General features: G+C 68.3%; 18 protein-coding genes. 7 read left to right on the top strand and 11 right to left on the bottom strand.

The window, feature by feature from the left end:
• Positions 1-111 precede the first annotated feature (111 nt).
• Genes resB through LK10_RS13725 form a run of 4 tightly spaced genes read right to left on the bottom strand, consistent with a single transcriptional unit; the run spans position 112 to position 3,887 of the window.
• Positions 112-1,845 (bottom strand): cytochrome c biogenesis protein ResB, encoded by a 1,734-nt coding sequence (gene resB, locus LK10_RS13740; RefSeq protein ID WP_043124727.1) that lies wholly within the window; start codon positions 1,843-1,845, stop codon positions 112-114.
• Positions 1,845-2,597 (bottom strand): cytochrome c biogenesis CcdA family protein, encoded by a 753-nt coding sequence (locus LK10_RS13735; RefSeq protein ID WP_043124724.1) that lies wholly within the window; start codon positions 2,595-2,597, stop codon positions 1,845-1,847. Before LK10_RS13735 ends, resB begins: the two co-directional genes overlap by 1 nt.
• A 1-nt stretch (position 2,598) precedes the next feature.
• A complete protein-coding gene (locus LK10_RS13730; RefSeq protein WP_052207354.1) occupies positions 2,599-3,213 on the bottom strand; it encodes a TlpA family protein disulfide reductase in 615 nt (204 codons plus the stop codon).
• 5 nt (positions 3,214-3,218) lie between these two features.
• Entirely contained in the window at positions 3,219-3,887 is a 669-nt protein-coding gene (locus tag LK10_RS13725; RefSeq protein WP_043124720.1) for a histidine phosphatase family protein, read from the bottom strand.
• Positions 3,888-4,125: 238 nt separating this feature from the next.
• Here LK10_RS13725 and LK10_RS13720 point away from each other — a divergent pair, with 238 nt between their 5' ends.
• From LK10_RS13720 to LK10_RS20955, 3 genes are all read left to right on the top strand, one after another.
• A complete protein-coding gene (locus tag LK10_RS13720; RefSeq protein WP_043124717.1) occupies positions 4,126-4,674 on the top strand; it encodes a YceI family protein in 549 nt (182 codons plus the stop codon).
• A 234-nt stretch (positions 4,675-4,908) separates the two neighbouring features.
• Positions 4,909-5,898 (top strand): DUF4064 domain-containing protein, encoded by a 990-nt coding sequence (locus LK10_RS22320; protein WP_052207353.1) that lies wholly within the window; start codon positions 4,909-4,911, stop codon positions 5,896-5,898.
• 13 nt (positions 5,899-5,911) lie between these two features.
• Positions 5,912-6,505, top strand: a complete 594-nt coding sequence (locus tag LK10_RS20955; RefSeq protein WP_052207352.1) for a hypothetical protein — start codon at positions 5,912-5,914, stop codon at positions 6,503-6,505.
• A 65-nt stretch (positions 6,506-6,570) separates the two neighbouring features.
• Here the strand turns inward: LK10_RS20955 and LK10_RS13705 are convergent, their stop codons facing one another.
• Both LK10_RS13705 and LK10_RS13700 read right to left on the bottom strand, forming a co-directional pair.
• Positions 6,571-7,299: a redox-sensing transcriptional repressor Rex gene (locus LK10_RS13705; protein WP_052207351.1), complete on the bottom strand. Its 729-nt coding sequence runs from the start codon at positions 7,297-7,299 to the stop codon at positions 6,571-6,573.
• Positions 7,300-7,386: 87 nt separating this feature from the next.
• Entirely contained in the window at positions 7,387-7,650 is a 264-nt protein-coding gene (locus LK10_RS13700; RefSeq protein WP_043124715.1) for a glutaredoxin family protein, read from the bottom strand.
• A gap of 49 nt (positions 7,651-7,699) precedes the next feature.
• Between LK10_RS13700 and LK10_RS13695 the strand changes: the two genes are divergently transcribed.
• Positions 7,700-8,509, top strand: a complete 810-nt coding sequence (locus LK10_RS13695; RefSeq protein WP_043124712.1) for an HAD family hydrolase — start codon at positions 7,700-7,702, stop codon at positions 8,507-8,509.
• 207 nt (positions 8,510-8,716) lie between these two features.
• On the opposite strand, the gene LK10_RS13690 is transcribed toward LK10_RS13695, so the two are convergent.
• The 5 genes from LK10_RS13690 to LK10_RS13675 form a co-directional block, all read right to left on the bottom strand.
• Positions 8,717-10,042, bottom strand: coding sequence for an Nramp family divalent metal transporter (locus LK10_RS13690; RefSeq protein ID WP_043124710.1), 1,326 nt, complete (start codon positions 10,040-10,042; stop codon positions 8,717-8,719).
• Positions 10,043-10,300: 258 nt separating this feature from the next.
• Entirely contained in the window at positions 10,301-10,399 is a 99-nt protein-coding gene (locus LK10_RS21445) for a 30S ribosomal protein bS22 (protein WP_003792170.1), read from the bottom strand.
• A 155-nt stretch (positions 10,400-10,554) separates the two neighbouring features.
• The gene (locus LK10_RS13685) at positions 10,555-10,767 is read right to left on the bottom strand and encodes a helix-turn-helix domain-containing protein (RefSeq protein ID WP_043124759.1); all 213 of its coding nucleotides are present in this window, start codon (positions 10,765-10,767) and stop codon (positions 10,555-10,557) included.
• 136 nt (positions 10,768-10,903) lie between these two features.
• Positions 10,904-12,007, bottom strand: a complete 1,104-nt coding sequence (locus LK10_RS13680) for a 3-deoxy-7-phosphoheptulonate synthase (RefSeq protein ID WP_043124707.1) — start codon at positions 12,005-12,007, stop codon at positions 10,904-10,906.
• A gap of 214 nt (positions 12,008-12,221) precedes the next feature.
• Positions 12,222-13,241: an acetylxylan esterase gene (locus LK10_RS13675; RefSeq protein WP_043124705.1), complete on the bottom strand. Its 1,020-nt coding sequence runs from the start codon at positions 13,239-13,241 to the stop codon at positions 12,222-12,224.
• Positions 13,242-13,387: 146 nt separating this feature from the next.
• Here LK10_RS13675 and LK10_RS13670 point away from each other — a divergent pair, with 146 nt between their 5' ends.
• From LK10_RS13670 to LK10_RS13660, 3 genes are all read left to right on the top strand, one after another.
• A complete protein-coding gene (locus LK10_RS13670; protein ID WP_043124702.1) occupies positions 13,388-14,416 on the top strand; it encodes a LacI family DNA-binding transcriptional regulator in 1,029 nt (342 codons plus the stop codon).
• Positions 14,413-15,483: a dienelactone hydrolase family protein gene (locus tag LK10_RS13665; protein WP_052207350.1), complete on the top strand. Its 1,071-nt coding sequence runs from the start codon at positions 14,413-14,415 to the stop codon at positions 15,481-15,483. The genes LK10_RS13670 and LK10_RS13665 overlap by 4 nt, the downstream gene beginning before the upstream one ends.
• Before the next feature lie 81 nt (positions 15,484-15,564).
• Positions 15,565-16,677 (top strand): M24 family metallopeptidase, encoded by a 1,113-nt coding sequence (locus LK10_RS13660; RefSeq protein WP_231567770.1) that lies wholly within the window; start codon positions 15,565-15,567, stop codon positions 16,675-16,677.
• Positions 16,678-16,926 lie beyond the last annotated feature (249 nt).

Genomic DNA, 16,926 nt, shown 5'->3' with positions numbered 1-16,926 from the left:
CGTACGTCGTCGCCATGTCCCACGCGAACGCGAGGAAGGCGACGACGTACGTCCCGGCGGCAAGCAGCATGAAGAGTTCGCTGTAGGAGCCGAGGGTCTGGTTGAGAGGCATCACATGTCCTTCTCTGAGGTTGACTGAGTCCTATTCTGCGCCTGCGCGGCTCCCCTTGGAGCGCCGGATGCCGGGTCGGCAACATTCCACGCCTTCGCGAGCGCGGCCCGAACGGCCTTGCCCTCCCCTGCGAGGCCGTGGTCCTCACCACGGGCCAAGAGCCCGTACTCGACCATGGTGCGTCCGTCCTCGTGGTCTCCGAACCGCAGCCACAGGCGGCGGCGCGGCACGAAGAGCGAGGCGATGAGGCCGGCGAGGGAGAAGAGCGCGAAGCCGAGCGCCCACACCTGCCCTGGGTTGTGATGGATGTCGAGCGCCACGTAGCGCTTGAGCCCGTCGAAGCTGATGGAGCCCTGCCCGTTGGGGAGCGTGTACGACTGCCCGGCGTTCAGGACGATGCCCTTCGCCGGGAGCTTGGGACCGTTGATCTGCGTGAGCTTCGAGACGTCGAGCGCGTACACGCTCTGCGGGGCACCCTTGTCGAGACCGAGGTCCCCCACGTAGGAGTTGAGGTCGAGCTGAGCGGCCAGAGGATCGGGGTCGGCGCTATAGGCGACGCCGTTCGAGTCAGTGACAGCAGTCGGGAGGAAGAAGCCGACGAAGCCGAGCTGCTTCGGCTTCGCGTCCGGCGCCTTGATGACCACGGTCGAGGTGTAGACGGTGTCGGTCGGAAGCGACGGCATCGGGCCCTGGTACGCGATCTTGCCGTCGCCGCCGCGGACCGTCACGACCGGCGCGTACCCGTTGCCCACAAGGTAGACATCGGTGCCCCCGATGCTCAGCGGATCGTTGACCTTGAGATCCTGCTTCTTGGCAGTGGCGTCCGGCGAGTCCTTGGTGGTGAGGTGCGCCGTGAAGTCGAGCGGCTGCCCGAAGTGGCCCGGCGACTCGCGGTCGTAGATGACGTCGAACTTGTCGAGCTGGATCGAATACGGCGCGAGCCACGAGGACTGGAAGTCGGTTCCGGGGTTGAACTGGTCGTAGCCGACGAGCGTGTTCACGAACGTATCGCCCTCGACGAGGGTCCGCTGCCCGCTGTAGCCGAACAGGACGCCGATCGCCACTGCGATCAGGACGCCTACGAGTCCGCTGTGGAAGCAGAGGTTCCCGAGTTCACGAATGTAGCCCCGCTCAGCCCCGACGGAGGCGAGGGTCGCCTTGCCTCCGGGACCGCCGTCGTCGGACGCCGGGCGCAGGTCGACGCGGTAGCCGCGCTTCTTGAGCGCGGCGGCCGCCTGCCGGGCCGCCTCCTCGGCGCCGAGCTGCTGCTCGGACGGGACGACCAGGGTTCCGTAGACGGGCAGGCGGGACAGCCGCACGGGGGTCCGCGGCGGCTTCGAGCGCCAAGCCTTCCAGTGGGCGATCGCGCGCGGGATCACGCAGCCGATGAGCGAAATGAACAGCAGCAGGTAGATCGCGGAGAACCAGACGGACGAATACACGTCGAACATCTGGAGCTTGTCGAGGATCGGCCCGTAGTCCGCGTGGTCCTTGAGGTACTGCGTGACCACGGACGGGTTGACGGGCCGCTGCGGGAAGAGCGACCCAGGCACGGCAGCCACCGCGAGGAGGAGGAGCAGGAAGAGCGCCGTCTTCATGCTCGTCAGCTGGGTCCACGCCCAGCGCAGCATCCCCAGCAACCCGAGCACCGGCAGCGCGACGTCATTCCGCTTGCTCTGCCGCACCTTGCGCGGTTCTTTGGGGGTCTTCTCGTTCTCAGTCTTGAGGGTCATCAGACGGGCAGCCTCACGGTTCCGATCCAGATCTGCAGCTGGGAGATCCACTGGCTCCACACTCCGGAGACCATCAGCACGCCGATCAGGATCAGCATGCCGCCGCCGAAGGCCTGCAGTGCCCGGCGGTGACGTTTGAAGAATTTGAGCGCGCCCATGCCCCGGCGGAACGCGAGCGCTATGAGCAGGAACGGCACCCCGAGTCCGAGGCAGTACACGAACGTGAGGAGCGCGCCCTTGTAGGCCGTGGTCCCGCTCGTGAACGCGAGGAGCTGCACCGCAGCCAGGGTCGGGCCAATGCACGGAACCCAGCCCAAGCCGAATGTCACCCCGAGGAGCGGGGCGCCCCACAGACCTGCGGGCACCTTGGCGTGCACGCGCGCCTCACGCTGGAAGATCCCGAGTCCCCCCATGAACACAATGCCCATGAGGACGACGACGATCCCCAGCACCCGCGTGAGCCACGACGAGGAGATGGCGAGCCACGCCCCCAGCTGCCCGAAGACAGCCCCCGTGGCGACGAACACCGCGGTGAAACCGAGCACGAAAAGCCCGATGCCGGACACCATGCGCCCGCGCTTCTGCTTCTCGAGGTCGACGCCGGTCAGGCCCGTCACGTACCCGAGGTAGCCGGGAACGAGCGGGAGGACGCAGGGCGAGACAAACGAGACGAAGCCGGCGAGGAGCGCCACCGGCACGGCAAGCAGGAGTGAGCCATTGAGGACGGCGTCGCTGAAGCTGTTGCCACCCACGCTACTCTGCCGCCGCTGTCTGGATGAGGGCCTTGAGCGTGCCCTTGTCGAGCTCGCCCAGGATCCGGGCGGAGACGCGGCCCTGCTTGTCGAGGACGAGCGTCGTGGGCACCGCGCCCGGCGGGACGACACCGGACACCGCGAGGAGCACGCGCCCATCCTGATCGTTGAAGCTCGGGTACGGCATGGCGAACGTCTGCTCGAAGGCCTCCGCCGTGCCCTTCTCGTCGCGCAGGTTCACGCCGTAGAAGATCACGCCCTGTGGCGCGAACTCGTCGTGCAGCGCCTTCAGGGACGGCGCCTCGACGCGGCACGGCGCGCAAGCTGCGAACCAGAAGTTGAGTACTGCAACGTGGCCGAGGAAGGTCTTGGAATCGACCGTCGTGCCGTCGTAGAGGGTGCCGGTGAAGGAGACCGGGGGCTTCCGCTGGTCTTTCGCGTACTCCGTGACCGAGCCGTCGCCGGCAACGTAGTTCTTGTCGTCGCCGGCTCGGGCCTGGGCGGCAAGAGGGTCGTTCGACGTGCAGGCCGAGAGGGCAGCGACGGACAGCGCAGCCGCCGGAACAGCGGCAGCGAGCCGGAGGAAGCGGCGGCGGGTGGGATCTGGTGCGGTCATAATTCTCAAGCCCCCGGCGTCGTCGCGGCACCCGGGAGGAGGGCGGCGGCGGGCTCGGCGTAGCGGAGCGAGACGACGGCGCCGCTCGCTGTGTCGACGGTCAGGCTCGTGACCGAGGCGAGCGTGCACTCGCGCATTCGGGGGTCATGCCAGAGCGGCCGCCCCTGGACTTTGAGCCGGGTGACCCAGATGGGGAGCTGGTGGGCAACGAGGATTGCTTCGGCGCCTTCTCCCCCGCGGTCGACGGCGACCCGCGCCGCGTCCGCGACGGCGTCAAGGACTCGGGCCGCTTGCTGCTCATACGGCTCGCCCCAAGAGGGGCGGAAAGGGTTGACAAGGTAAGGCCAGTGGCGGGGCTTGGCGAGCTCACTGCGGTTGACCCGCAGGCCCTCGAAGCGGTTCTCGGCCTCGATGATCCGCGGCTCTGGCTCTATATCGAGGCCAAGGATGGCGGCGGTCGGAGCCGCAGTCTCCTGGGCCCGCGTGAGAGGCGAGGCCGCGAGATAGACGATCCGGGCGCCGTCGTGCGCCCGCTCGGCGAAGTATTCGGCGACGCACTCCGCCATCTTCAGCCCGCGCTCGGAGAGGTGGAACTCCGGGAGCCGGCCGTACAGCACGCCGGCGGGGTTGTAGACCTCGCCGTGGCGCAAAAGATGGACGGTGGAAGAAGGCATGGCATCCAGTTTCTCAAATGGTTGAGGCTGCGGGAAATCGTCCGGCACTTCCGAGCTGCAGGCAGCTGAGTGCCCCCGCTCGAACTCATTCTACGAGAAGTAGAACTACTCCCCGTTCCCGGGAGTTAGCTGTGAGATCGAGCACAGGGGTGGCAGAACATGCATTTGCATGGATATGATGTCTCCATTGGTTGACACTTCAACCACCTGACCCGGCTCGACAATCAAGGAGATCGCCATGACCGTCCCCTCCGGCATCACTCCCGGCATCTGGACCCTCGACATCGCCCACAGCGACATTGCCTTCACCGTCCGCCACGCGGGCATCAGCAAGGTCCGCGGCAAGTTCACCGACGCCACTGCGACTGTCAACGTGGGCCAGAGCCTCGCCGAGACCCGCGTTGAGGCCACGGTGAAGACCGCGTCCTTCGACTCCGCCGACGCCAACCGCGACGCCCACGTCAAGGGCGCCGACTTCTTCGACGTCGAGGAATACCCCGACATGACCTTCGTCTCGACCTCGATCGAGCACAACGGCGAGTCCTACGACGTCACCGGCAACCTCACCATCAAGGGCGTTACCCAGCAGATCACGATCGAGACGGAGTTCAACGGCGTTGCCGTCGATCCGTTCGGCGCCACCCGCGCCGGGATCTCCGGCGAGACCACGATCTCCCGCAAGGAGTTCGGCCTCACGTGGAACGCCGCCCTCGAGGCGGGCGGCGTGCTCGTGAGCGACAAGGTCGTGATCTCCCTCGACCTCGCCTTCACCGCACCCCAGGCCTGAGCCTCAGCTCTCACCCTGCACAACCGCTGACGCGGTAGCGAAGCCCCGTCCCAGGAACCGTTCCTCGGGCGGGGCTTCGCCGCGCCGGAAGGCGAATCGGCGCAGGAATTCCCGGAGATTTTCGCCCAGATATCGCGCCGAATATCCGAGCCTTTGCGGGGCACGTGCCGGTATGGTGGGCATTGCGGGGACGGAACAGTGGCCGCTCCGTATTCGCCGAGCGGAGGACGAGCCATGAGCAACCCCCAGCAGCCCGAGGGCCCGCGGGACGAGGATGCGGGACGCGAGAGCGCGGGACCTGAGGGAACCGGATCCGAGACCGCGGGCGGCGTCGAGAGCACGGGCGGCGTCGAGAGCGCGGGCGGGGTCGAGGAGCCACGGCCGGCGCCCCGCTTCGGGCAGTACGCGCCCGGAGCCCAGACGCCCGAACCGGGCCAGCATGGGCAGCAGCCGCCGCAGTATGGCCAGCCCCAGTACGGCCAGCCCCAGAACCAGCCGTACGGCCAGAACCAGCCGTACGGCCAGCCACCCCAATATGGCCAGAACCCGCAGTATGGCCAAGCCCCGCAATACAAGGCACCGCAGTATGGCCAGCCTCCCCAGTCCGGCCAGGCGCCCCAGTACGGCCAGGCGCCCCAGTACGGCCAGGCGCCCCAGTCCGGCCAGGCGCCCCAGTACGGCCAGCCTCCCTACGGTTCGCCCGGGTCAGGCTCGCTGGGCTACGAGGCTCCGCCCCCGAGCGCCCAGCAGTCGGCCATCACTCTTGCGTTCTGGCTCATCATCGCGACCGCGATCGTCGAGGTGCTCGTGGGCATCTTGGGCCTCGCGGTCACCTCGAGCCAGATCGGCACGCTTCAGAACATGTATTCGCAGGAGGCGACAAGACCCGCCCTCGCCCCTGACCGCGTCCGCAGCCTCATCCTGACGTTCCTGTGGGTTCTGTTCGCCGGCGCGGTGATCAACGCCGTCGTGCTCGCGGTTTCCGCCGTCTTCCTCCGCCGCGGCCGCCGCTGGGCGCGGGTGCTCGCCACCGTGTTCCTCGCACTCGCCATCCTGAGCTTCTTCGGTGCGGGCCTATTCTCGCTCATCACCATTGCGCTCGCGATCGCGTCGATCGTCGTCATCTTCCGCCGGCCGGTCTCTGCGTTCCTGGATAGCCAGAACCAGTTCAACAACCCCTATTCCGGGCCTCCGCGGTCCTTCGGAAACCCTTACGGTCAGTGAGGCGGCGAGCCACATGACTCAGAGCCCCCACTCGGGCCCTTGGCCCAGCCAGCTCCCCACGGGTTCGTTCCCCGGGATGCCCAGCCCGCGCCGCTTGGAGCGGCCTGGTACGGTCAACGCCGCCTTCTGGTGCCTCACAGCTTCAGCGGTGCTGCCGCTCTTGGCGGTGCCGGCACAAGCGCAGGTCGCGCAGAACAGTCTGAACACGACCCTCGCCGAAGTCGCCATCCAGTCCCGCCAGTCCCTTCCACCGGGGCTGACTGAGCAGATCCAGGGCATGATCGAACCGACTCTGTGGGTGACCACGCTGGTCGCCGCCGCGATCGGGGTCCTCATCGCGTTCGGGGTCCGCTCGGGGCGCAACTGGGTCAGAATCCTGCAGACGGTCTTCGCCGCCCTGTCCGCGCTGAGCGCGCTCCTCGGCGTCGTCTACCTGTTCGCCCTCGCGCCGATCATGGTGAACCAGTTCTTCTCCCAGGCGCCGCTCTACCTGCTGAGCGCGACGACGACCACCGCCTACGTGGTGGCAACCGTCCTCGAGTGGCTCCCGCCGTCGAACTTCTACTTCGCGACCGCCGCCGCGGCGCGGAGGGGCTACATCCGCTAGCCGCGCCGCCGGCGTCTCCCGCTAAGAGCGCCGGCCCTTCCCGCTAAGGGCGCCGGCGCTTCCGGCTAAGGGGCGGTGCCCGCCGCGGGCTCGCCGTGCTCGTTCTCGCCGGTCTGGCCGCCGGCCTCGCCGCGCTGAGCATGGTAGGCGAGGATCTGCAGTTCTGTGGCCATGTCCACCTTGCGAAGCGTCACGCCGCGCGGCACCTGCAGAATGGTCGGCGCGAAACTGAGGATGCTCCGGACCCCCGCCGAAACAACCCGGTCGCAGGCCTGCTGCGCAGCCGATCCCGGAAGCGCCAGCACGGCCATGTTGGCGCGTGTGCGGCGGAAGATGGCTTCGAGGTTGGAGGCATCTGTGACCCGGAGCCAGCCCACTTCGTTGCCGATCAGCTCAGGATCGGTGTCCAGCAGCGCGACGACCTCGAACCCGCGCGTCTCGAAGCCGCCGTATCGGGCGAGGGCCCGGCCGAGGTTTCCCGCACCGACGATCGCGACTCGCCAATCGCGAGTGAGTCCCAGCGCTGCCGAGAGGTGCTGCAGGAGGTTGTCCACCTCATACCCCACACCCCGAGTGCCGTAGGAGCCGAGTTGGGAGAGGTCCTTGCGCAGAGTTGCCGAGCTCACCCCCGAGGCCTCGGCTAGGGCGTCGGAGGAGACCCGCTCGATCCCTTCCGCGACGAAGCCGTTGAGGGCACGGAGATAGACGGTAAGACGGGCGACGACGGCGCCTGGCAGTCGCTTCGCGGGCGGCTCACCCGTGACGCCCTCAGGCGACTGCGCGTGAGACGTCACTGCACCATTCCTTCCGCGACCGTTCCTAGGCCCGATTCACTCTAGGACGGTGCCGGTCCCCAGCCAAAACAGCCGTCTCCAAGATTCTCAGTGCTGGTCCGTCTGGGAAGCGGCTGCAAGCGTGCGGCGGAGTCTTGCTTCGTCGATCTTCCAGAAGTCCCGCTGCACGCCGTCCACGAGCACCACGGGAACTTCCTCGGCGAAGCGCGCGGCGAGATCCGCGTCGTCGTCAATGAGCTGCTCGCTCCACGGGGCGCCGATGTCCGCGGCAACCCGGCCTACGACGTCGCGCGCTGCCTCGCACAGGTGGCACTCGCGCCGGGTGACCAGAACGATCTCAGGGGTGCGCATGCCTCCACGGTAGCGCGAGGTCCCTCCCGTCTTGACTACACTCGGATCCATGCCCGCCCAGAAGTACGCGTATGCCTCGGCGCGCCCGGCCCCGCAGGCCCGGCCTACCGAGGCGGCGTTCTTCGACGTCGACAACACCCTCATGCGCGGCGCGAGCCTCTTCCACGTGGGCCGCAAGATGTACCAGCGCAAAGTCTTCACCCTCCGCGACGCGGCGGGTTTCGCGTGGAAGCAGTTCACGTTCCTCCTCCGGGGCGAAACCCTCGAAGACGTGCACTCGATCCAAAGCTCGGCCCTCGCACTCGCGGCGGGCATTCGGGCAGAGGACGTCGCGACGGTCGGCTACGAGGTCTACGACGAGATGATCGAGTCCCGCATCTGGCCCGGTACCAAGGCGCTCGCCGAGCAGCACCTGCGCGTCGGGCGGAGGGTGTGGCTCGTGACCGCGACGCCGATCGAGATCGCGTCCGTCATCTCCGAGAGGCTCGGGCTGACCGGCGCGCTGGGCACGGTCGCGGAGATCGAGAACGGCGAGTACACAGGGCGGATCGTGGGCCACATCCTGCACGGCAAGGCCAAAGCGGAAGCGGTGGCCGAGCTCGCGGAGCGGGAGAGCCTGGATCTCAAGCGCTGCTGGGCTTACTCGGATTCGCACAACGACATTCCGCTGCTCAGCCTCGTTGGCCATCCCGTCGCGATCAATCCCGATGCGCGCCTGCGCCACCATGCCAACACGCACAACTGGCCGATCTACGACTTCCGGTCCGGCCGACGAGCCGCGACCCTCGGTCTCAAGCTCGCCACCGTGGGCGGCGCCGTGTATGGGCTCTGGCGCAGCTACACCCGTTTCCGCCGCTAACCCTCCCGCCCATTCGTTTCGGGTACAGATAACCTCTCCCCTCAGCGTTCCGGGTACAGATAACCTCTCGCCTGAGCGTTTCGGGTACGAGCACGCGTGAGTTGGCGTACCCGAGACGAAAAGGCGTACCGGACGAGGGCGGGGCGCAGCGGCCTGCTCCAACCCCGGCCTTCTCTAGCCCCGGGTGAGCTCCAACCCCGGCGGGCTCTAGCCCCCGGCGAATTGCGCCCAGATGGCGACGATCCCGGCGGCGGCCATGACGCCCGCCGTCACCCAGCCGATGGTCTTCGAGAGGCGGCCGTTGGCCCGCTTGCCCATGATCGCCTTGTTCCCGGCGATCAAGAGGACGACGACGACGAACGGCGCCGCGGCGATGGCATTGAGCATGGCGGAGAGGACCAGCAGGGCTATCGCATCGGTGAACATGGATGCGAGGACGGTGCCGACGATCAGCCCAACGAGCAGCAGCACGTAGAACAGGGGCGCCTTGCGGGGGCTGCGGTCGAAGCCCCAGGCCTTTCCCGTGAGGCCACTGATCCCGATGCACGCCGCCGACGCCAGGACAGGGACGCCGAGCAGACCAGTTCCGATGAAACCGAGCGCGAACACCGCCCCCGCAAGCGGCCCGGCGAGCGGCTTGAGCGCCTTGGCCGCATCCGCGGCCGAGCTGATGTGCGTAGGGTGCTGGCCGATCGTCGCACCCGTGGCGACGATGATGGAGAACATCACCAGGGTCGAGACGACCATCCCAGTCACGACGTCGATGCGCTGCTGCCGCCGGCGCCGGATCGCCTTGTAGTCCGGGATCTGGGTATCGGCAGCCGGCTTGTCGCCGTTCTCGGGGCGCGCCCGCATCTCCTCGATGCGCTGCCCGCTTTCCCAGAAGAACAGGTACGGGGAGATCGAGGTGCCGAACACCGCCGCGACAAGACCCCAGAACTGCACGTTGAGCTGGAGCCGCTGGAACGTCAGGCCGGCCAGGACCTCGCCCCACTGGACACCAGCGAGGAACATGACGAGGACGTAGGCGAAGAGGACGAGGCAGAGCCAGACGAAGATCTTCGACACGAGCTTGTACGAGCCGGTCATCAGCAGCACCGCGAGTCCCAGGCCTGCAATCGGGGCCCATACACGTGAGGGCCCCGCCCCAAGCAGCTCCATGCCTTTGCCAACAGCCATGAGATCCGCACCGAGGTTCACGATGTTGGCCACGAGCAGGCACAGCAGCAGGAGGCCCACGACGAGCTCGCCGGCCCGGCCGAAGCGGCGCCGGGCGAGCCGGCCGAGCGTCTGGCCGGTTGCCGTAGCCGTCCTGTCGCACATCTCCTGAACGGCGATCATCAGGGGCAGCACCACGGGGGCAGCCCAGACCGCCGCGAACCCGTATTGCGCGCCGGCCTGGGCGTAGGTCGCGACGCCTGATGGGTCGTCGTCGGCCGAGCCTGTCACGAGACCGGGGCCAAGGGCCTTGAGCCAGCCGCGCCATCCAAGGCGGGCGGGCGTCCGTCTGGCACGCTCGCGCGTCGTTTCCACGAAGACCTCCCGTCGGGTCGCTCGGCCGTCGGGCCACTTCTCAACCCGTCTGAGTCATTCGCTCAACCGATACCCTCGCTACCGGCCACCAACCATGCTCGACAGAGCCAGCGCCAGTTGGCCCAGCGCGTTTCGGACCCTAAGAAGGGGCAGTTGGCGTACCCGAGACTGGACCCGAGACTGAAGCCAGTGCGAAAAAAGGCCCGCCCCCCAAAGCGGGAGCGGGCCTCGTTTCACCAAGCCTCAGAGAGGCGCGCCTTACTTCTTGTTGCGGCGCTGGTGACGAGTCTTGCGAAGCAGCTTGCGGTGCTTCTTCTTGGCCATGCGCTTGCGGCGCTTCTTGATAACTGAGCCCACAGAAGTTCCTTACAGTAACTTGGTGCACCGGGCCGCTGGCCGGGGCGCCGTGGGGGCCGCTGGCAACCAACTGCTGGTGACGTGACGTAAAACGTTCCTGAACAGGATACAGCACCGAATCAGCGCCTCCGACAGGCCCTTCGGCGCCCCGAATCTCAGGCGGTCTCGGTATTCCCATCCACGGTCGAACGCCGGACGAACTCCTCGACGGCAGCTTCCGGCACGCGATACGACCGCCCGAAGCGCACGGCAGGCATCTCGCCGGAATGCACAAGGCGGTACACGGTCATCTTCGAGACGCGCATCACCGCCGCGACCTCCGCGACCGTGAGGAAGCGGGTATTCGCGAATTCCCCCGAACCAGCCATCTTCAGTTCCTTGCTCGCCGTCGACGCAATCCCCATGAGGCCCGCTCGACGACGTGACTGTCGGTGCCCTCACTGTGCATGTGCTAGCTACTGTAGATGCTCGAGGGACTCTTGTGAAAGTAGGTGTCTTGCGAGGTCAGGCGCCACTCCTCCGCGAACGCGCCGCTCCTGCCAAGGCGGCAAGCACCTGCTCGGTCACCTGCCAGTCCATGCACGCGTCCGTGACGGACTGTCCGTAGACGAGGCTGCCGAGCATCGTCGGGTCCAGAGGCTGGGCCCCGCCCACGAGGAAGCTCTCGAGCATGACCCCGGCAATCGCCCCCGCGGACGGCCCGCCCGCAGAAAGCTGGGCCCCGATTTCGAGCGCGACCTCCGCCTGACGGTGATGGTTCTTCCCGCAGTTCGCATGGCTGGCGTCCACAATGAGTCGCGGGTTGAGGCCCTTGGCCGCCATTGTCGCTGAGGCAGCGGTGACGGACTCGGCGTCGTAATTGGGGCCACTCGCACCGCCGCGGAGCACGAGGTGAGCGTCCGCATTGCCAGACGTCGAGACGAGTGCGGCCCTGCCGTCGTCGTCAATGCCGAGGAAGGCCTGGCCTCCAGCGGCAGCCCCGCAGGCATCGATGGCGACCTGCAGGCCGCCGTCGGTCCCGTTCTTGAAGCCGACCGGCATCGAGAGGCCGGAGACGAGCTGACGGTGGATCTGGCTCTCCGCTGTCCGCGCGCCGATCGCACCCCATGCGATGGCGTCCGCGGTGTACTGCGGGGAGATCGGTTCGAGGAACTCCGTGGCCGTCGGCAGCCCGAGGCGCAAGACGTCGAGCAAGACCTTCCTCGCCGCGCGGAGGCCGCCCGCGACGTCGTGCGTGCCGTCGAGGTGGGGATCGTTGATGAGGCCCTTCCAGCCGATCGTCGTGCGCGGCTTCTCGAAGTAGGTGCGCATGACGACGAGGAGATCCTCGCGGTGTTCGCGGGCGACGGCGGCGAGTCGGCGCGCGTAATCAAGGCCGGCCTCCGGGTCGTGGATCGAGCAGGGCCCGACGATCACGAGCAGTCGGTCGTCGACGCCGTCGAGCACCGCCCGGACCTCGTCGCGCCCGCGGGCGACGACCGCCTGGGCGTCGGCAGTGAGGGGCAGTTCGTCGAGGAGTTCGCGAGGGGTGGGGATCGGGGTGAATTCGGCGACCCGGGTATTGCGGAGCGACGGGTCGAGGGAAGGTGCGGCAGCCAGCGGATTCATGGGTTCCTGTCTCTCTCCGACAGGCCCCGGAGCGTTCAGAGCCTGCCTGGAACGGCGAAGGGCAGGGACCGGAGTCCCTGCCCTGTCGGCTCTGAAGGTTGGTATGCGCGTATCTACGCTTGGCCCTCCAGAGCCAACGCAAAATACGCATACCAACGCTTGATCATGTGAGCACCTTACGAGGTCGTCCCTTGCGGCGCAATTGTGACGCAGCTCAGGCGAAGAGCTTCCGGAGCCACGCGAGCTGCCGGACCACGTGGTGCTCTCCCCCGCCCTCATGATTGTTGAAGGCGTACTCCTCGATCGATTTCTCCACCGGCCCGGCGTCGCCCGCCGCCTCACCGTAGCGGTTGTACGTGGCGTAGACGGACGACGGCGGGCAGGTCGTATCGCGGAGGGCGACGGAGAAGTACGCGGGGACCCGCGCGAACCGCGCGAGGTTGACGACGTCGAAGTAGGGCAGGGTCATGAAGGCTGCGTCAACGTGCTCGCGGTGGCGCTTGAGGTAGTTCTCGAGCTCCGGGTAGGGGCCGGTCGTCGCGATGTCGAGGGCGCGGGGATAGTCGGCGAGAAAGTTGACGTCGGGCAGGCAGGCGATGACGCCGTCGACCCTTCCCGCAGCGAGCCCAGCCGCCGCGACGGCAAGCCCACCGCCTTGCGAAACACCTTGGACGACGACGCGGGACGCGTCCACCGCGGGATGCGCTTGCACGGCTTCGACCGCTCGGAGGGCGTCGGTGAAGAGCCTGCGGTAGTAGTACGTCTTCGGATCCAGGATGCCGCGGGTCATGAGCCCGGGGTAGGCAGTTCCTCCTGCGCTGGGGTGAGGATCAGCCGTCTCGCCCACCAGAGCGCCATAGCCCTGCCCGCGCGAATCCATGATGAGCATCGCGTACCCCGCTTGCGCCCACAGGGTGTTCTGGTGAGCCAGTCCCCGTCCGCCGGAGTAGCCGAGGTAGTGGACGACGGCGGGAAGCGGCTCCCGCTGCTGCCCGGGCTGCAGCGCGGGGAGGTGGAGCCAGGCCTTGATGGGGTCGCCAGCGTAGCCGGCGAACGTCACGTCGAAGGTCTCGACGAGCGGGAGGTAGGTTTCGACGCGTTCGAAGCGGACAGCCAGCGGGTGCTCGCGGGCATCGGCGATGGTGGCGTCCCAGAACGCCTCGAAGTCGTCGGGCAGCGGGCTGCTCCCGCGGTACGAACGGAGCTCCTGCAGTGGCAGGTCGATGGCTGGCATGCCTTGAAGTCTAGGGATAGAAATCGGTTTCTTCTAGGCCCTCACTCCGGAGGCAACCGGTTGCTACACTCGTCGCACCGGGGCGCTGTGGCCGCCTTTCGCCCGCAGCCCAAGCGGCCCTCCGGCCCACCTGACAGGAGGACTCCATGGCACGGATGAGCACCCGCCCGGCCCAGCGTGTCACGATCGCGCATGTCGCACAGGAGGCCGGCGTCTCGCGCGCAACGGTCTCCCGAGTGATGAACGGCCTCGCGACAGTCGATCCGGAGATCGGGAAACGGGTCCGCGAGGCAGCCGCCAAGCTCAACTACTCCCCGAGCACCGTGGCGCGCAGCCTAGCGATCGGGCGCACACAGACAGTCGCGATCGTGGTCCCCGACCTCGCAAACCCTATGTTCCAGGAGACGCTTCGCGGGCTGAGCCGGGCCGCCGCGCGCGAGGGGTACAGGGTTCTCGTCGCGGACTCGATCGAGAACCCGGACGAAGAGGTCATCCTTGCCCGTGAGGCGAGGCGCCGCTGTGACGCGCTGGTCCTCGTCTCGCCCCGCATGGATGTGGCACACCTGGGCGAGCTGCTGCCCGAGCTCGCCCCCGTCGTCCTCGTGAACCGCGAGAGCCCGGTCCCGGGCGTGCCGAGCCTCGCCGTCGACTATGGCGCCGGCATCCGCAGCATCCTCGGTGAACTAGCGCGACTGGGCCACAATCGCATCGCCTACCTTGCAGGACCCGAGACCTCCCATGGCAACCAGCGCCGCCTCGATGCCTTGCACAGCCTCCCGGCCAGCGCCCCGGAGGTCATCGAAATTCCCTGCGGCGCGATGTTCGAGGACGGGTATCGGGCGCGCGAAGCCGTTCTCGGCTCAGGTGCGACGGCAGCAGTCTGCTTCAACGATCTCGTCGCCCTCGGCCTCCTCGGCGCACTCCACGAAGCCGGAATCGCCGTCCCCGAGCGCCTTTCCGTCACCGGGTTCGACGACATCCCCTTCGCCCGCTTCGCCTCGCCAGCCCTCACAACGGTCTCGGTCCCCCAGACCGAGCTGGGCGAGCAGGCCTGGGCGAGGCTCTGGGATCTCCTGAACGGGCGCGAACCCGAGGACGACGTCGTCGTCACGCCACGCCTCGAGGCCCGCGCGAGCTCCGGGACGGCTGCGGCTGCGGCCACGAGCGTCGCATGACCGCGAGCGGCACGTGGGCGAGCTGGCAACAGGACCTCGCCGCCGCCGTCGCCCGCTCGAGACCCCTCTTCGACGAGCAGCCCGAAGCACCCGCCGCCGTCCTGCGGGACCGGCTCTTGGCTGGCCTCGGGACGTCGCCCGCCCCCGGGTCGGCCGCCGTCACCGTTGACGGAACATGGACGCGGGACGGTCTGGACGGCAGCGACCTCAGCTGGGACTGCGGCTTCGGGCCTCGGACGCGCGCGTGGCTTCTGCGCCCGGCTGGCGAGAGGGGGACCCTTCCTGGGGTGCTGGCCCTGTTCGAACATGGCGGCGTCAAGGTTGTCGGCCGGGAGAAGCTCACGGACGGTCCGGGCCAGCTCGGCCGGGAGCTCGCGGCGACTGTGCACGGCTCCCGCAGGGCCAGCTATGGAGGGCGCGCGTGGGCCGAGGACCTCGCGCGGCGGGGCGTCGCCGTCCTCGTCCACGATGTCTTCGGCTTCGGCTCGCGGCGCCTGCCCGAGGACGACGGCGCCGCGCCTCGCCTCACCGAGGGGCAGGCGGCCAAGGCCGCAGGGCTGCTCGGCACTTCATGGGCCGCGCTCATCGCGGGCGAAGATCGGCTCGCGTTCTCGGCGCTCCGTTCGCTGCCGGCGGTCGACGGCGCACGCGTCGCGGCTGTCGGAATGTCGGGAGGCGGCGCGAGGGCCGGGCTGCTCCGCGTCCTCGAGCCCGATCTGGCCGCGACCGTGATTGTTGCGATGATGAGCACGCTCGGAGCCATGATCCCCGGGCATCTCGAGAACCATGCCTGGACGTGGCTCAGCCCCGGCCTGGGCGCCGCCGGAGACTGGCCGTCGGTGGTCGGCTCGTGGACTGAGCGCCCGCTGCTGGTCCAGTACGGCCTCGAGGACCATTTGTTCCCCCGGCCCGGAATGCTGGCTGCCGACGCACAGCTCCGGCGGCGCTTCTCGGCTCAGGGCCACCCGGACAACTACACGGGCTCGCTGCTTCCCGTCGGCCACGTCTTCACGCCGCAGATGCAGGACGCGGCCTGGGAGTGGCTCGGGGCCGTGCTCGGCTTCTGAGCCTGGGCGGAGGACCCTATTGACCGTGGAAAGCCGTTGCCGTACGTTGTGAGAAATCGGTTTCTCGACGAGAGAAGAGCCTTGACCAACCACCGCCGCGCGCCCCAGACGGAAGCGCCCGCCGCATCCGAAGACGAGCACGCGGAAAAGCGCCTCCGAGTCCTCGCCCTGCTCGACGCCGAGGGCCTCGACGCGGTGGCCCTCACCTCGCCCCACGCTCTGGCGTGGTACCTCGAGGGTGCGCGGACGCACGTGAGCCTTGCCGCGCCGCCTATCGTGGCCGCCGTCGTCGCGCGCACGGGCGATCGGGTGCATGTGACCTCCAATGAAGCGCACAGGCTCGTCGCGGAAGAGCTTCCCGTTTGGGCGCAGGTCGTGGAGCATCCGTGGCACGAGAGCGTCGTCGCTGCGGCAGAGGCCGAGGCGCGCGCGAGGGGCGGCACTCCAGAGTCGCGCGTTGAGGAGGGGCTCAGGGCGGCGCGGCAAGAACTGCTGCCCGCCGAGGTGGGCCGCTACCGGGAGCTGGGGCACGACGTCGCGCGCCTCCTCACGCAGGCGCTTGCGGCGGCGTCGCCAAGGGACTCGGAGCGGGCCCTCGCGGCGAGGCTCACCGCCGGGATTGTAGAGCTCGGGGCGGAACCCGTCGTCGTCCTCGTTGGGGGTGAATCGCGGCGGATGGAGCGGCACCCACTCCCGACATCCGCTCCGCTGGGCGCCCGCGCGATGGTGGTCGTGTGCGCACGGCGCCACGGACTCATCATGAACGCGTCCCGCTGGGTCCGGTTCGGAAAGCGCCCGGCCGCCGAACTCGACGCCGACCGGCGGATCCTCGAGGTCGAGGCGGCTTACCTCACGGCTTCCCGGCCCGGCAGCTCGCTCGCGCGGGCCTTCGCCTCCGGCACCGCGGCTTACGCGGCCAACGGCTTCTCCCTCGACGAGTGGACGCGACACCATCAGGGGGGCATCGCGGGCTACGCAGGACGCGATCCGCGCGCGGCGCCGGGGATCGACCCTGCGCTCGGCACCGACGTGGCCCTCGCCTGGAATCCGACGGCGCCAGGCTGCAAGGTCGAGGACACCATCCTCAGCCGGGCTCCCGGCTTCGAGGTGCTCTCCCTCGACCCCGATTGGCCCACGATTGGAGTCAATGTTGGGGGACAGCGCCTGGACCGCCCGGACGTTCTAGAGCTTTAGAGCCGGCCCGCCCGGTGGGCCAGCACGCGCGGTGAGCCAGCACGCGCAAGGGGGTCAGCGAGCGAGGGCGCCGCGGTGCCTGGACCCGGCTGGTCTCTGCGCACACCACTGAGGCCCAAAGCTTCAAAATGCTCTTCGCGGCCTCCGTGCTCTACTGAATTCACTCTTTATGGCCAAGCAAATCGCGCTGACGCGCCTAATTCTCCACGGAGTTCCTGCGAATTCATACGGAGGCCCGCGCGAATACCA

The sequence above is a fragment of the Sinomonas humi genome (assembly GCF_000802235.1).
Lineage (GTDB): Bacteria > Actinomycetota > Actinomycetes > Actinomycetales > Micrococcaceae > Sinomonas > Sinomonas humi.
This window is presented reverse-complemented; position numbering and strand designations above follow the sequence as displayed.

Bases quoted from the DNA above. Each gene is read 5' to 3' on its own strand.
- LK10_RS13670 (WP_043124702.1), top strand. From the start codon at position 13,388: ATGGCACGGATGAGCACCCGCCCGGCCCAGCGTGTCACGATCGCGCAT.
- LK10_RS13700 (WP_043124715.1), bottom strand. From the start codon at position 7,650: ATGCGCACCCCTGAGATCGTTCTGGTCACCCGGCGCGAGTGCCACCTG.
- LK10_RS13725 (WP_043124720.1), bottom strand. From the start codon at position 3,887: ATGCCTTCTTCCACCGTCCATCTTTTGCGCCACGGCGAGGTCTACAAC.
- LK10_RS22320 (WP_052207353.1), top strand. From the start codon at position 4,909: ATGAGCAACCCCCAGCAGCCCGAGGGCCCGCGGGACGAGGATGCGGGA.
- LK10_RS13680 (WP_043124707.1), bottom strand. From the start codon at position 12,007: ATGAATCCGCTGGCTGCCGCACCTTCCCTCGACCCGTCGCTCCGCAAT.
- LK10_RS13720 (WP_043124717.1), top strand. From the start codon at position 4,126: ATGACCGTCCCCTCCGGCATCACTCCCGGCATCTGGACCCTCGACATC.
- LK10_RS13730 (WP_052207354.1), bottom strand. From the start codon at position 3,213: ATGACCGCACCAGATCCCACCCGCCGCCGCTTCCTCCGGCTCGCTGCC.
- LK10_RS13665 (WP_052207350.1), top strand. From the start codon at position 14,413: ATGACCGCGAGCGGCACGTGGGCGAGCTGGCAACAGGACCTCGCCGCC.
- resB (WP_043124727.1), bottom strand. From the start codon at position 1,845: ATGACCCTCAAGACTGAGAACGAGAAGACCCCCAAAGAACCGCGCAAG.
- LK10_RS13675 (WP_043124705.1), bottom strand. From the start codon at position 13,241: ATGCCAGCCATCGACCTGCCACTGCAGGAGCTCCGTTCGTACCGCGGG.
- LK10_RS13685 (WP_043124759.1), bottom strand. From the start codon at position 10,767: ATGGCTGGTTCGGGGGAATTCGCGAATACCCGCTTCCTCACGGTCGCG.
- LK10_RS13695 (WP_043124712.1), top strand. From the start codon at position 7,700: ATGCCCGCCCAGAAGTACGCGTATGCCTCGGCGCGCCCGGCCCCGCAG.
- LK10_RS20955 (WP_052207352.1), top strand. From the start codon at position 5,912: ATGACTCAGAGCCCCCACTCGGGCCCTTGGCCCAGCCAGCTCCCCACG.